Here is a 14,292-nt window from a genome sequence, read left to right on the forward strand (position 1 = left end):
TATTAATGATAAGAAGACTTTCAACTGTTCGACAGACTTAAGAATCGATAGCAGATTGGATTAAATAAAATTGTATTAAAATAGACAATTAAGCTGATTGCAAAGTAACTTTGCAGGTTTATCTAAGAATTTAGGGAAACAAAATATTAAACCCTTCCTAGCAATCCTGGAAAGTGATACCTGGGGATTTGCGCTACCCTAAGTCTGGAAGCCAAGGATAAATCAGATGATAAAATGGATTTGGCTGATGCTGTTGGTGCTGATGGCAGTTGCCGTGGTGGGTAGTAGGGGTAGCACGTTTTTTGAACAGCGTCCTTCACCAGCAATTGTTGAACGCACTCCAGTGGAAACACCCCAACCACAGCCAGAGTCAAAGGAGGTTGACAGTGCGCCGCAAGTCTCTGCTGACAAGCTGTTAGCCCATATCCAAAAGTTGAATTTTCAGCGCTACACAACAGCAGAGCGATCGCTTACTCGCACTTATATCACAACTGAACTCACAAAATTAGGCTGGAAGCCCAAATTGGAAAAGTTCTCTGAGGGTGTGAATATTTTTGCCGAACGTGTAGGAACTAACAAAGCAGCTAAAGCAATTCTCGTGGGAGCGCATTACGATACTGTTGCCTTATCCCCTGGTGCTGATGATAACGCTAGTGGTGTAGCTGTGGTGCTGGAAGTTGCGCGTTTGCTTGGTTCCCGTTCCACGCCACGGACGTTACAGCTAGCTTTTTTTGACAAAGAGGAAGCAGGACTTTTGGGTAGTCAGGCTTTTGTTAGCAAGACAGCACGCTTACAAAACTTAAGCGGAGCGATCGTTATGGATATGGTAGGTTATGCATGTTACACTCCTGGGTGTCAAAAATACCCTGCTGGATTACCTGTTACTCCAATTAGCAACAAAGGCGACTTTTTGGCAGTAGTCGGTGATACAGAACATTTGCCTTTGCTCAGTGCCTTTCAAAACCCACAGATGCTCCCTTCAACCGCTCTGAATAAACAAAAATCAATGCCATCAGTCCTAAAACTACCAATTCCTTTTAAAGGTTTACTGACACCAGACACTCTACGCAGCGACCATGCACCATTTTGGTATCAGGGTGTGGGTGCTGTGCTGGTGACAGATACCGCAAATTTACGCACTCCGCACTATCATCAACCTAGCGATGTTCCAGCAACTATCGAGCGATCGTTTTTCACAGGAGCAGCACAGATTGTGGTCAATGCTACTACTGTCTTGTTAGAGAAAAACGAAGTTTTGGAAACTCAACCACCAAGCTGACTGAATAATTCGTAATTCGTAATTAAAGAAGAAATGACTAATTAGGTGTAGCGGTACTAGTTTTTGGTTCAGGTAAAGTCAATGTCCAATTGTTTTTATCATTGATTTGAAAGTACAAACCTTGGAGAATCAGCCGCAGAGCTGTTCGAGTTCTAATGAAATTCCTCACCAGATAATTTCCCGGTTCAGCAAAGATATCATTATAGTTTTTTATCTGACCAAATTGTTTTGAACAGTAACTGCCAGCACCTTTTACTGTTAAGACAAAAAATGGAGCTTTTTTGTATTTATCAGGAATCATAAAAATCCCATATACATGGTGACGACCACGCCACGGCTGAACTATAACCTTAGTAGCATGTACTTGGAACTTTGTAGTTTTTGCAGCAAGAAAAGCCTTGGAATTGCAATCAGAATTATTCACAGGCCACCACAGTATAATAATACTCAGGGAGAGTAGCAAAATCAAAATATAGCGGAGTCTGCGATGCATAAAGCCAAGAAAAATTGTTGATGTGGCTGGTAGAATTTGATGGATAATGATAAGCTACTAAAGCAGTAAGATTATCCCCCGACAACACCTCTGCAACAGGTTCTAAAGGGCAAAAACAGAACATTAAGCGAGCGTTTAAACTTTTGCTGTCAAAAAAATTGCAGTCAAGATATTAGCCCATAAAAAGTTCAGATTGTAGATGCGATCGCTTACCCTGTTCTAGACCTTCCTTACAGTATTAAACCTAGCTGAGAAGCAATCAAGCTTTTGTGGCTGTGAACACTGATTTATGCTCAATTTTTTTAGCTGTGATCAATTCTACAATTTGTTGCTTGTGTGATGTTTTTGATGTAATTCTATTCGCATCAGTAGATGCTTTGAGGAGATCAGCACGACGCCGATAGCGAAGCGGTAGAGAGTCAGACGCTCCTGCGGACGCTTGATGACTCGCTACCGCTTTGTTAACGCTAACGCTGCCCTATCGAGCGTCATAGCCCGTTGTAGACATCGCTATCAAGTTCAGCCAAAAATCTGCTGTGATTTCTAGGTAATTATTGGGGTAGTCAAATACACAAATATCCGTTATATTCCCGTAAGCAACATTTGGTATAAATATTTATGAGAATAAGTTGGGGAAGTCTTAAGACAGTTGCGGGTTTCTTTGGCGCTATTGCACTTACACAGTTCGGGACAAATACTCCAGCCATTGCGGCTGATACAGTTATTGTACGTTTGGGTTTATTTACAGAAACCATCTCCCTTACTGAGTTGCAAAAGGCTGCAAAAACTGGGGAATTGCCTGGGAGTTTGCAGCCTTATGCTAAAAAATTATCTGAACAACAACGCCGCTTTTTCTTGGGGGCGCTGGGCATGAATGTACCGATGAATGTTGTTACTGTTGATAGGTTAGTTAATACTCAGATTGGTACAACTATTCTCAATGACTTTGCTACGGCCTTAGCCCGAAAGGACAAAGCTGGGGTACAAGCACTGAGAGCAGGATTGGTATTAGGCTCTACTGCACCGCAGGGTCTTTCTGTACTGAGTTTTATCGCTGCTTATCCGAGTAAACGCCTAGAAATTAATTTGCCGCAGGCTTTTATAGTTGCAGGAAGCTTGAATACAGCTTTTTGGCGTACCCAGCAATTTATGTTAACCATCGCTCCTCAACTCGACCCCAAAACACCACAGATTACTTTTCCTTTTGATCCCAGCCAACCAGGAATAGCTCAAGTAAAAATACTTAACTTAAGCCTGAATGACCAAAAGCGCGACCGTAAAATTCCAGTTGATGTTTACTGGTCAACTGCTGCAAGTGCCAACAAACCCCTAATTATTTTTTCTCACGGCTTCGGGTCAGTCCGCACGGACTTGCGTTACCTGGCAGAACATTTAGCATCCCACGGTTATGTAGTAGCAGCTTTAGAACATCCCGGTAGTAATGAGGCAAATACTAACTTAGCACTACAAGGTAAAACCAGAATTATGAAGCCTCAGGAGTTTTTAGATCGCCCTCAAGATATTAGCTTTGTTCTCGATGAATTAGAAAAGCTCAACCAAACGGCTAATAACGCGCTTGCTGGGAAACTTGCAACCACGAATGCGATGGTTGTTGGCTATTCTTTTGGTGGTGGTACAGCTTTAGCAGTTGCTGGAGCAGAGTTACAACTGGAACATCTCAAGCAACGCTGCAAAAAGAACTTGGCTAGCTTGAGTCTGGCAGAAGGTATGCAGTGTATTGCTCAAGAACTACCAGAAAACAGGTATCAACTGCGGGATACTAGAATCAAACAGGCGATCGCTCTCAATCCGACAACTTCTCTAATTTTTGGCGAAACTGGCTTAACTAAGGTGCAAGTTCCTACCCTAGTGTTAGCAGGTTCCGCAGATAAAACCACCCCAGCTTTAACTGAGCAGATTGTGGGATTTGACAAAATTCCATCCCCCAAATGGCTAGTTGGTATAGTTGGCGGTACTCATCTGAGTGTAAAAGACCCCAGTAAGACTTTAGATCAGATAGGACAACCAAATACACCAATTAGTGGCGGTGAAGTTGTGGGTGAACAAGCAGCAGATGTTCGCAAGTACGTTAAAGCTATAGCTTTAGCGTTTGCTTTCCAGATGACTCCAGAAGCTAAAAACTACGCTATTTTTCTGACATCAGATTATGCCCAATTTGCTTCGACTGCGGCATTTCCATTTCGCTTAATGACGCAGATTCCTCCTGATGCTATGGCAATGGTGAAAGAATTTGTTGAGAAATAAGCGACTTCCAATAAAACAAATATCCAATTTTGTGAGTAGCAAGCTTTAAGAGTAGGGATACTTACGGTGTACACACAAGTCGAAAAAAGCTCGATTTCCATTGTTCTCTCCTTCCCATGCAAAGCAAGAGAATGGCTATTAGGGGCTGCTGCCTCTAATAGATAATTGGCTTGGTAAACTTAGCACTGACACCGCTCCGTTTATTCTTAAAGTTCGGATTTTTGGCGCAACTAGCCCATAAATTACTAAATGTATTTTGCAGATGTCTAAGTCCTTGTTGAATCGGTACTAGCTTATTGTATAATAATACATTAGATTTTATGTATTAAGTAATATGCTGCTTACAAAATTGGGCTTAATTTGTAATATCTAGCTAGATTAAATTATAGCAACTTGATATTAAATGTGTAGCTGCTATTAAATCTATACTAAAATTTTACAGTAAATATAACTATTTACACATAACCTTTATAATATATTTCTTAAAAATAATAGAAGCTTAAGAGTGTAAAAAAAAGTAGGAGCATCTTCTGAATAATACATATGTATTCTACCTAAAATGCCCAAATTGAATAAGGCAGCTATGCTGAAGGCAATTACAGGGGGCCTGAATGTCCTTCTAATTGAAGACCACTAAATTTACAATTTAGAGGTGGTCTTAAACCCGTTTGAAGAAGGCAAAAAGGCATACCTTAAAAATTTTTTCTGCCTCTGCTTTCTGCCCTCTTCCTTCTGTCTTGCCCAAAGGACAGATAAATGAACATAACTTGCTAGCTGCGAAATATGTTTGTGTATTTCTTGGTGTAAATTTCTTTAGAATAACAAAAATGTTAGAGCATTTATATCCGCTAAAGCCACAGATAAATCCAAAATATGAAAGCTAAACACTTGTTTTATCTCCTTAGATAAGAAGTAGTTTCAGACATATCATTTTGTCAAATTAATTTTGGATTCAGAATTAGACAATTACCTTATTTAACTCAAGATCATGGAACTTTATACAACTATTGAAATCGAACAACTCCAGCAAAATGAAGACCTTCCTTACTTGATTGAAACTATGGAGTGGGTGAAAACTTTTTTAGGAAGACCTCATCCTAACTTAGGAAGACCTGGCGCAGTTTGCCCTTTTGTACCTTACTCTCTCAAGTCAAACAGTATTCGTTTGGCAGTTATTCATACAAAAGATTTGTATCCAGAACAATTAGAAGAAATTGTTGGACGCTACCGAGATATCTTTCTTGAGATGGAAGTTAAAGAGCAGGAATTAGCAATAAATAGAGCTTTTTTACTTATCTTTCCTGACATCCATATAGAAGAGGCTTCTAAACTAGTAGATAGTGTCCAACAAAAACTTAAACCTTTGTTTGTTGAGTCAGGACTGATGATAGGAGAATTTCATAAACGTAATGAAAGCCCTGGTCTGCACAACCCAAACTTTCGTCCACTTCGTAGCCCTATCCCCTTATTGGCTATCCGGTTTATGGTTGAAGCTGACCTCCCCTTTCTTGAGAGTCCGGCTGATCCATACTTACGTATTCGATATCTGGAAGCTTATTTAAAGTGTTTTGGTCATAAATTTACAGATGAAACAAAGTTTAAAAATGCTCATCAAGCATTAGCTTTAGCGAAAGAACAAACAGCCATTCTCAGGTAAATATACCACTCTGTAGGGGCACAGCAATGCTCATGCGTGTCAAATAAAATCGGCGGGATTCCCGTCGATTTTATTTGATGCAGAATACATCAGGGATAACGCTACGTTTCCGAATACGGTTGTAGACAGAATTGTGTCTCAAGAACAGGAATCTGACTATAACTATCCCAGCCGACTGTTGTAGGTGCCGATCTGATCGGGTTATTGTAATGAGGGTTTCTAATTCAGTAGTACGTCCATAGAACTGGGAAACGTCGATTGCTTCCCCCCAGTTTGTGTAGTTTGTCAAGGGTTGAATCTTTTTGCCACAGGAGGCGTTTGTATCTTTTTGTCGCTGTGCGGTTCGCTTCAGGACTCCGTGCAAATTATTTTTGGTAACTTTTTCCCCCAAGGCAATCAAGAGCGATCGCCATAATTCCGAGCCAATGTCTTTGATGTAACCAGAATCGTAACCGGACTCTACAGCCATCTGTGAGTACGTCTGTCCTGCCCAAGATTGACAAAAGACAATCTCTTGAACTTTTGTTAAGCATCCCCGTTTTAATAACCCAAGTTGCGGGTTATCTACCTCTGGATGCTTCGTACTCAACAAGTGTGCGATCGCTTACGACAAAGTGTGCGGTGGCACGTAGCGCCACCGCCACTTAATCTAAATAAAAATATCAGTACTGAATTAAATTAACGCATCACATTTAACGCATTATCAAAATGCTTTTTTCAGTGTAAATGCTAAAATAAATGCTTCAAGCTTCAGTAAAAACTCTTGATAAGTTACAGCATGGATTGTTTTTGGAAAAACACAAGTAGTGAAATATACGAATCAGGTCTAGCTAGCAGTCCTTGGCAGCACTTTGACCAAACTAGTGCTCGTGTTGGTGGGGTGAACTACATGACCAATGTAGTGTGCAATCCTTTATATACAGTCTACTTCACGACTCCTAACAAAGACAGACTGAGCATACTTAAAGGATTGCAAAACGGACAAGAACTTGAGTTTATTCTCAATGCGCTCACCTTCTCACTGCTCGATACCTTCCAACTACCAACTAAATGGAAGAATTCTCTAAAACTCTTGCCTCAAGAAACTGTGTTGAATTCTACACAGTTCAATACCCTACTTGATAATTGTCTGGCTAAGGTGGGTTCTCAACAACGCACTCGTATAATGGATGCGGCAGCGATCGCTGTTTATCATCAGCAAACCAATTGGCCAGTGGTGCAAACTCTTGTTTGTGATGATGCTCCCCAGTTCAAGTTACTAACTGATGAAACCGCTTTGTGCTAAGTGCATGAAGGACGACACTACAAGAAGTTAAGTCCAGTAGTTGCAATTCATCAAGAAGCTCTTGATAAATTTCTGGATGATTTCTGGGATTACTACCGAGACTTACTAATTTACAGAGATTTTCCCAGTGAGCAAGCCGCAGAAAAACTACGGTCTGAGTTTTGTCAGCTTTTTTACACCAACAGTGGTTATCAACAGTTGGATGAACGGAAACGGTTAACTGCTGCAAAAATAAAAGAGTTGCTAAGAGTTTTAGAGCATTCTGAATTGCCGTTGCATAATAATCCAGCTGAGTTAGCTGCTAGGACAATGGTACAGCGACGAAATATTAGTTATGCAACTCAGACCACTGAGGGTACTAAGGCTTGGGACACTTTTATTTTAAAAGCCGTCTCTTTACCTGAATACATTGCTTCAAAGTCTTTTCTCGCAAGCCTTAAATTTTTACTATTTCAAAGAGTACTGTCTTTTTATAAGAGCCGCACCCAAATCTTTTTGGTGTAAGGTTTCTTGCTTGGTTGTGTTGCCTTTTGGTCGGGTGGAAAGCCCCATCTCTTTGAGCAAACGGTTAATATGACAACTGCTAACCTGAATTCCCAATTCTTTTGCCAAATGCTTGCTTAACCATTGTGCTGTCCAGTGTTCAAATGAATAGCCAACAAGACGCGGACTATGGCTTACCAATTCTTTCAAGCGAGCGAGGTATTGCTCATTTACAGTTTTAGGCCGTCCCATCAAGCGATCGCTCCATTTGTGAGCCTGTCCTGTTTGGGCGATCGTAATCCAGTAGCGTGCTGTCTCTTGAGAACATCCCAAAGCTTCACAGATTTGAGCCTGAGATTCACCTGCATCGAACAGCAGCATAATTTCAATGCGACGGCGGTATTCTGGACGTAAATCAGTTTCTAAGCTTTTCAGTAGGTATCTGCGCTGAAAGGGTGTTAAGCAAAAACCTGGATTTTCCATAACGATTCCTCTTGGTAGAACTTGCACTCTTTGGAAGTTCGTTTAGCTTCTTTGCGAACCTCTGCTTACTTCTCAGAATCAAAAGTCTATGAATTCCGCAACTTTTTACAAAAGTTCATAATTATCGGATGAATGGTCAGAAGTTAGGCTTTTCAGGCGTTGATGTTGTGACTGGTCAAAAGCAGTAATAAAAAAGTAATGATGAAATAAAAGATATAGCTTCAGTATCAAGGTGGGTGAATTGGAGTATTTCAGAGCGTCAAAACACTTTAATTTACAAGAAAAAAATACCTTTAATTGGAAATTTAAAAAACTTAAATAATGAAAACATAAGTACTTTATTTATGGTTAAAAAATCACTTTGAACCTATTGTTTTTACCAAGTTAATATCAGAAGATTTCAATGGAGTTAGACAAGACATCACTAATTCCACATCAACATCATTCTGGAAAAAGAAAACGACAATGTTAAACACCAAAGAATACTTCAAACAAATTGATGCAACTCTTGCCTTTAAAGAACTTGATAATGAGACTGCTGCTTCAGACTCTCTGATTGAAGACATTTCAGATGATAAGTCTGCTTCTGTAGCAGGAGGAGCCGTAAAAGATTTCAGTGGCACGCTTAATGGAGGATTTGGGATATTACCAACGCTGTATAAAACTACCAGCAAATTCAACGACATTTCAATTCGACTGACTAAGAACCCTTATGACTTGTACGTTTATGCCCCGCGCCCTAGCGGTGGTCAGGTGAACACTTATGACAGGTTTATTCCTGCAAACTACCGTGGTGTCATCACTGTGGCGGCGAACGTGAAAGATGGAACCTCTTTCCGGCTAGGCTTTTATTCTCCATCGTTTGCTACGTTTAAAATAGCAGGGCGAACAACCTTTTAGCAAGATGGTGTCAGGTTTTCGCTGTTAATCTTGCCCGACTTTTGCACCAACGAATTTAATTAGGTTGACCTACTTAGTCATTTTTGAGTTGAGTCAACACCTCTAACATTTTGAAAACTAGCTCTGGTCGGGGTGAAAGCCCCGACTCACTTTCTCCTATGTGTAAGTTCTAAGTTATGAAATACCAAACTGTACTTCAACACAGCGAAGAAGACTGTGGTGCTGCCTGCCTTGCCACTATTGCCAAACACTACGGACGCACCTTTGCCATTAGTCGAATGCGGGAAGTAGTTGGTACTGGATCGCGGGGAACCAGCCTGCTGGGTTTGAGGCGGGGTGCAGAAACTCTAGGATTTAATACGCGTCAAGTTAAAGCCTCGGTGCAACTGCTTGACCAATTGCATAAAGCCCCTCTACCCGCCATCATTCACTGGAAAGGCTACCACTGGGTAGTTTTATATGGACAAAAAGGGAAAAAATACGTAATTGCTGATCCTGGTGTAGGTATCCGCTACCTTACCCGCGAGGAGTTGCTCGAAGGGTGGGGTAATGGCATTATGCTGCTGCTAACGCCAGACGACAGCCGCTTTTATCAGCAATCAGATGATAAAGTTGGTGGCTTTGGGCGTTATCTGATGCGGGTTTTACCCTATCGCGCTATTCTCATGCAAGCGATCGCAATTAACATCGTCATCGGTCTGCTCTCCCTTGTCTCTCCTTTAATGATGCAATTGCTCACCGATGACGTGCTAGTGCGGGGAGATACCCAACTGCTAACTGTCGTGGCAATTGGGGCGATCGCTATGAGTCTATTTAGCAGTGCGATCGGTTTGGTACAGTCTCACTTAATTGGTCACTTTGGTCAACGACTGCAATTAGGACTGATTCTAGAATACGGGCGACAACTGTTGCGTTTGCCCCTCTCGTACTTTGAAGGACGACGCAGTGGGGAAGTAGTCAGCCGCATTGCCGATGTGAATCACATCAATGAGCTAGTTTCCCAAATTGTCCTTGGTTTACCCAGCCAATTTTTTATCGCCTTGGTTTCCTTGGGCTTCATGCTCTTTTACAGTTGGGGACTGACTTTGGCTTCCCTTGCTGCCTTTATTATTGTCACAGGAGTCAACCTGCTTTTTCTCCCAGCCTTACGCCAGAAAACCCGTAATGCGATCGTCTTGGGTACAGAAAACCAAGGCTTTCTCGTTGAAACTTTTCGCGGTGTCCAGGTGCTAAAAACTACTCAAGCCACTCCCCAAGCTTGGCAAGAGTATCAGGCAAATTATGGTCGGCTTGCTAACTTGGGCTGGAGTATGATGAAACTGGGGCTTTACAGTGGCACAATCACTAATATTATTTCTACTTTTACTAATATTGCCTTACTGTGGTTAGGGTCATACTTGGTAATTAATCGCACCTTAAGTATTGGTCAGTTGCTAGCATTTACTGGTATGAGTGGCAACTTTCTCGGCTTTTTGGGTTCAGTCATCGGCTTAGTTGATGAATTTATCACTGCCCAGATTGTCATCCAACGCCTGACGGAGGTGATTGATGCTACCCCAGAAGACGATAAAGACGAGAAAAAGCCTTGGGCAGAACTTAAGGGCAATATAGATATTACTTGCACCAACCTTAATTTCCACCACGCAGGTAGAGTTGACTTACTGCAAGATTTCTCGCTGATTATCCCTGGCGGTCAAGTCATTGGGCTGATTGGTAAATCCGGATGTGGTAAAAGCACTCTCGCCAAACTGCTTGCAGGTTTGTATTTCCTGCAATCTGGCAATATCCGCTATGGCATCTATAATCAGCAAGACCTCTCGATGGAATGTCTGCGGCAACAGGTGGTGCTAGTACCTCAAGAACCTCACTTTTGGAGTCGCTCAATTATTGAAAACTTCCGCTTCAGCTATCCTCAAATCGCGTTTGAACAAATTGTGCAAGCTTGCGAGATTGCTGGTGCAGATGAGTTTATTAGTAAACTGCCCGATAAATATCAAACTGTTTTAGGCGAATTTGGCGCGAATCTTTCTGGTGGACAACGACAGAGATTAGCGATCGCTAGAGCTATAGTTACTGACCCGCCGATATTAATTTTAGATGAATCCACTGGCGCTCTCGACCCAGTAAGTGAAGCCAAACTACTAGATAGGCTGCTGTCTCATCGGCTGGGCAAAACCACAATTATGATTAGCCATCGCCCCAAAGTTATTGGGCGGGCTGATTGGATTGTACTGCTGGATGAAGGACGTTTGAAAATCCAAGGCACTCCAGAGGCTTTGCGCCATCAACCTGGTGAACACTTAGACTTTTTAGACGGTGTTGATCCATTTACAAATGGTTTAGTGCCATTCTCTTCTAACTCTAACGGTAAATTCACCGCAATCAATAAATAAAACAGCATGATTAGCCATTCCAACTCAGACTACTTGCCCCAAATTCAAGACAACGAGTTTCTCCCGCCACTTGGTCGTTGGACTACTTGGGGCGGACTAGTTCTTGTCTGTGCTGTGGGGTTAGGCGTTCCACTTGCCTCTGTTACCAAATATAAAGTGACAGTTAAAGGACAAGCTGTTGTCCGCCCTGCTGGTGAATTGCGGCTCGTTCAAGCTGCTACCGAAGGTCAGGTGACGCAGGTTTTTGTTGCAGAGAATCAAGTTGTTAAAAAAGGGGATGTGATTGCTACTATTGACAACTCGAAGCTGCAAACCAAAAAGAGCCAACTGCAAAGTAACATTGGGCAAAGTCGTTTACAACTGTTTCAAATTAATGCCCAGATTAATGCTATTAATAGCCAGGTTTTAGCTGAAACTGAACGCGTCAACCGGGTTATTGCTGGTGCTGAAGCTGAATTAAGCGATCGCAGCCGGAACTATCAAGATAAAGTTATTACTACTGCTACAGATGTTGAAGAAGCAGATGCCAATGTCAAAGCTGCGGATGCTGGTCTGAAAGCTGCCCAGTCAAAGCGAAATCGCTATGAGACTGTAGCCAAAGCTGGAGCTTTATCTCAAGATCAATTTGAGGAAGCACAATTAGCTGTTCGCCAGCAAGAACAAGCTCTCCAGGCAGCTAAAGCCAAATTGCAAAATGTCCAAACTGCCCTCAATCCCAGTAATGCACAAGTAGCGATCGCTTATAATCGCATTGCCCAAGAAAAAGCTACAGGTCAAGCCAGCATTGCGACTTTAGATAAAGAAGGCCTTGCCCTAATCCAGCAACGAATTGAAATCCAAAAACAGCTAGAGAGTGACACCCGCGAACTCCAACAGGTAAATATTGACCTCAGCCAGACTATAATTACTGCCACAGCAGACGGAATTATTTCTAAATTAAACCTGCGAAACTCTGGTCAAACAGTGCCTGCTGGACAGGAGATTGCCCAAATTGTCCCCAGTGATGCTTCCTTGGAGATTAAGGCAGCAGTAGCACTTCAGGATAAAAATAAGTTGAAACAAGGTCAAAAGGTACAAATGCGGGTTTCTGCCTGTCCTTATCCAGATTATGGTACTCTCAAAGGCAAGGTTAAGACGATTTCCCCGGATGCAATCGCACCTCAAGGGAATGCTGCTAATGCCACCGACACTACATCTGCCAACCAAAAGATGGCAGCCGTTGGTGCTTTCTATGGGGTAATAATCGAGCCAGAAAGCCTTTCTCTGGGTAGGGATAAACACCTGTGTGCTATTCAATTGGGAATGGAAGGTACGGTTGATATTATTTCTAGAGAAGAGACTGTGTTGCAATTCTTTCTGAGGAAGGCAAGATTGATTGCAGACTTGTAGAGCGATCGCAGTGTAACTATTCGTAACTATTTCTCGCAATCCTACCGTGGGTTTTTTATCTATCCTTATAAGAGGGTGTAGTTTACTTGCTAGTTATTTAAGGGTTGCAATGTCTAGAATGAAGCGATATAGCCAGCATTGGCGCTGGAAATTCGCGCTGGGAAGTTGGTTGGTGATGGGTAGTGCGATCGGCGAAGCTGTATTGCAGACATTCGCTTTCTCTGTTAATTGCGCTTTTGCCCAAATTACCCCCGATAGCACTCTACCCAATAATTCGAGGGTTACAACACAAGACAACATCAGTACCATTGAAGGGGGAACCCAAGCTGGAAGGAACTTGTTCCACAGTTTTCAGGAGTTTTCTGTCCCCACTGGCGGCACTGCTTTCTTTAATAATGCTGCGGATATTCAAAATATCATCAGTCGGGTAACGGGTGGGTCAGTTTCTGATATTGATGGGATAATTCGCGCTAATGGTACAGCTAACCTGTTTCTAATTAATCCTAATGGAATTATTTTTGGTCAAAATGCTCAATTGAATATTGGCGGTTCGTTTGTAGCGACTACAGCCAATGGGATTGGATTTGGCAATTTAAATTTTTTCAGTGCTACTAATCCAGAAGCGCCTTCACCTTTGCTGAGTGTAGATCCTTCCGCTTTGTTATTTAATCAAATTACAGCAGCGCCGATTCAAAATAACTCACAAGCACGAGGGGCAGAATTAGACCCGTCAAAAAATTTTACTCCTAAAGGTCTACGTGTTCCAGATGGTAAAAGTTTGCTGCTTGTAGGTGACAACATTAGCATAAATGGTGGCGGACTGTTTGCTTTTGGTGGCCGAGTTGAGTTGGGAGGATTAGCAGAACCTGGAACTGTGGGAATTGATGTCAATGGCAACAATTTGAGTTTGAATTTTCCTGATAGTGGATTACGAGCAAATGTGTCTCTTAATGGTGCTAATGTAAATGTACGCGCAGCCAGTGGCGGGAGTATTGTCATCAACGCCAGAAACTTAAAGATTTTGCGAGGAAGTCAACTGCGGGCAGGAATAGCACGAGGGCTAGGGGGATCTGACGTAAAAGCCGGAGATATTGTATTTAATGCCACAGAGACATTCACTATTGCCGATGCTGACAGTTTTGTTTCTAATGCGGTGCTAATAGACGCAAAAGGCAAGGGAGGTGATGTCCAAATATCGGCGGGGTCACTGTCTGTTAGCGGTGGCGCTCAACTGTATGCTGGCACTTACGGGCAAGGAAATGCAGGTAGTGTGACTATTAATGTTCGTGATACAGCTTCCTTTGATGGAGAAAGCGAAAAATCTCGTAGCTTGCATAGTGGTGCATTTAGCAAAGTGGAATCGTCTGGCATCGGTCAGGGGGGTAATGTCAATCTCCAAGCAAAGTCACTCAGATTAACCAATGGTGCTGTACTAGAAGCCAGTACTCTAGGAGAGGGAAATGCGGGTGCTGTAAATATTCACGCCCGTGATATTGTCTTTGATGGGCAAAGTACCCAATTAGAAAGTAGTGGTGTATACAGCCGAGTTGAACCCGCATATCAACCTGAGTACCACCAAGGTGTAGGTCAGGGAGGTAATATCAATATCACAGCAGATTCGCTTTCTGTCACCAATGGTGCTGTCATAACTACCAGTACTCTTGG

At 42.2% G+C, this 14,292-nt stretch carries 12 protein-coding genes; 9 read left to right on the forward strand and 3 right to left on the reverse strand.

Features of this window, described 5'->3' with window-relative positions:
- The first annotated feature begins 226 nt into the window (after positions 1 to 226).
- Positions 227 to 1,279, forward strand: coding sequence for a M28 family peptidase (locus ACFFAP_RS11060; RefSeq protein WP_375511259.1), 1,053 nt, complete (start codon positions 227 to 229; stop codon positions 1,277 to 1,279).
- Between the two features lie 37 nt (positions 1,280 to 1,316).
- Here ACFFAP_RS11060 and ACFFAP_RS11065 read toward each other — a convergent pair whose 3' ends face one another.
- Positions 1,317 to 1,772, reverse strand: a complete 456-nt coding sequence (locus ACFFAP_RS11065; protein WP_375511260.1) for a hypothetical protein — start codon at positions 1,770 to 1,772, stop codon at positions 1,317 to 1,319.
- Positions 1,773 to 2,390: 618 nt separating this feature from the next.
- On the opposite strand from ACFFAP_RS11065, the gene ACFFAP_RS11070 reads away from it, so the two are divergent.
- Together ACFFAP_RS11070 and ACFFAP_RS11075 are read left to right on the forward strand one after the other, a co-directional pair.
- Positions 2,391 to 4,037 (forward strand): alpha/beta hydrolase, encoded by a 1,647-nt coding sequence (locus ACFFAP_RS11070; RefSeq protein WP_375511261.1) that lies wholly within the window; start codon positions 2,391 to 2,393, stop codon positions 4,035 to 4,037.
- Between the two features lie 988 nt (positions 4,038 to 5,025).
- On the forward strand, positions 5,026 to 5,694 hold the full coding sequence (locus ACFFAP_RS11075) for a DUF6875 domain-containing protein (RefSeq protein WP_375511262.1): 669 nt from the start codon (positions 5,026 to 5,028) through the stop codon (positions 5,692 to 5,694).
- Positions 5,695 to 5,764: 70 nt separating this feature from the next.
- Here the strand turns inward: ACFFAP_RS11075 and ACFFAP_RS11080 are convergent, their stop codons facing one another.
- Positions 5,765 to 6,286, reverse strand: coding sequence for a hypothetical protein (locus ACFFAP_RS11080; RefSeq protein WP_375511263.1), 522 nt, complete (start codon positions 6,284 to 6,286; stop codon positions 5,765 to 5,767).
- A gap of 186 nt (positions 6,287 to 6,472) precedes the next feature.
- On the opposite strand from ACFFAP_RS11080, the gene ACFFAP_RS11085 reads away from it, so the two are divergent.
- Both ACFFAP_RS11085 and ACFFAP_RS11090 read left to right on the forward strand, forming a co-directional pair.
- On the forward strand, positions 6,473 to 6,979 hold the full coding sequence (locus tag ACFFAP_RS11085) for a hypothetical protein (RefSeq protein WP_375511264.1): 507 nt from the start codon (positions 6,473 to 6,475) through the stop codon (positions 6,977 to 6,979).
- Complete coding sequence (locus ACFFAP_RS11090; RefSeq protein WP_375511265.1) at positions 6,980 to 7,483, forward strand: hypothetical protein; 504 nt, start codon at positions 6,980 to 6,982, stop codon at positions 7,481 to 7,483.
- Here the strand turns inward: ACFFAP_RS11090 and ACFFAP_RS11095 are convergent.
- Positions 7,427 to 7,945, reverse strand: a complete 519-nt coding sequence (locus ACFFAP_RS11095; protein WP_375511266.1) for a transposase — start codon at positions 7,943 to 7,945, stop codon at positions 7,427 to 7,429. The two genes, ACFFAP_RS11090 and ACFFAP_RS11095, sit on opposite strands and share 57 nt — an antisense overlap.
- Before the next feature lie 465 nt (positions 7,946 to 8,410).
- Here ACFFAP_RS11095 and ACFFAP_RS11100 point away from each other — a divergent pair, with 465 nt between their 5' ends.
- The 4 genes from ACFFAP_RS11100 to ACFFAP_RS11115 form a co-directional block, all read left to right on the forward strand.
- Positions 8,411 to 8,845, forward strand: a complete 435-nt coding sequence (locus ACFFAP_RS11100; RefSeq protein ID WP_375511267.1) for a hypothetical protein — start codon at positions 8,411 to 8,413, stop codon at positions 8,843 to 8,845.
- Between the two features lie 176 nt (positions 8,846 to 9,021).
- Positions 9,022 to 11,238 carry a peptidase domain-containing ABC transporter gene (locus ACFFAP_RS11105; RefSeq protein WP_375511268.1) on the forward strand — a complete coding sequence of 739 codons (2,217 nt, stop codon included), beginning with the start codon at positions 9,022 to 9,024 and terminating at the stop codon, positions 11,236 to 11,238.
- A gap of 6 nt (positions 11,239 to 11,244) precedes the next feature.
- Entirely contained in the window at positions 11,245 to 12,627 is a 1,383-nt protein-coding gene (locus ACFFAP_RS11110) for an HlyD family secretion protein (protein ID WP_375511269.1), read from the forward strand.
- A gap of 118 nt (positions 12,628 to 12,745) precedes the next feature.
- The coding region (locus ACFFAP_RS11115) for a filamentous hemagglutinin N-terminal domain-containing protein (protein WP_375511270.1) at positions 12,746 to 14,292 on the forward strand (1,547 nt) is incomplete at its 3' end.

It is taken from the genome of uncultured Nostoc sp., assembly GCF_964245575.1.
Classification (GTDB): Bacteria; Cyanobacteriota; Cyanobacteriia; order Cyanobacteriales; family Nostocaceae; genus Nostoc.

What these genes read in the sequence shown, in the direction of transcription:
- ACFFAP_RS11060 (WP_375511259.1), top strand. Translation starts at nt 227, where the DNA reads ATGATAAAATGGATTTGGCTGATGCTGTTGGTGCTGATGGCAGTTGCC.
- ACFFAP_RS11065 (WP_375511260.1), bottom strand. Translation starts at nt 1,772, where the DNA reads ATGCATCGCAGACTCCGCTATATTTTGATTTTGCTACTCTCCCTGAGT.
- ACFFAP_RS11070 (WP_375511261.1), top strand. Translation starts at nt 2,391, where the DNA reads ATGAGAATAAGTTGGGGAAGTCTTAAGACAGTTGCGGGTTTCTTTGGC.
- ACFFAP_RS11075 (WP_375511262.1), top strand. Translation starts at nt 5,026, where the DNA reads ATGGAACTTTATACAACTATTGAAATCGAACAACTCCAGCAAAATGAA.
- ACFFAP_RS11085 (WP_375511264.1), top strand. Translation starts at nt 6,473, where the DNA reads ATGGATTGTTTTTGGAAAAACACAAGTAGTGAAATATACGAATCAGGT.
- ACFFAP_RS11095 (WP_375511266.1), bottom strand. Translation starts at nt 7,945, where the DNA reads ATGGAAAATCCAGGTTTTTGCTTAACACCCTTTCAGCGCAGATACCTA.
- ACFFAP_RS11100 (WP_375511267.1), top strand. Translation starts at nt 8,411, where the DNA reads ATGTTAAACACCAAAGAATACTTCAAACAAATTGATGCAACTCTTGCC.
- ACFFAP_RS11105 (WP_375511268.1), top strand. Translation starts at nt 9,022, where the DNA reads ATGAAATACCAAACTGTACTTCAACACAGCGAAGAAGACTGTGGTGCT.
- ACFFAP_RS11110 (WP_375511269.1), top strand. Translation starts at nt 11,245, where the DNA reads ATGATTAGCCATTCCAACTCAGACTACTTGCCCCAAATTCAAGACAAC.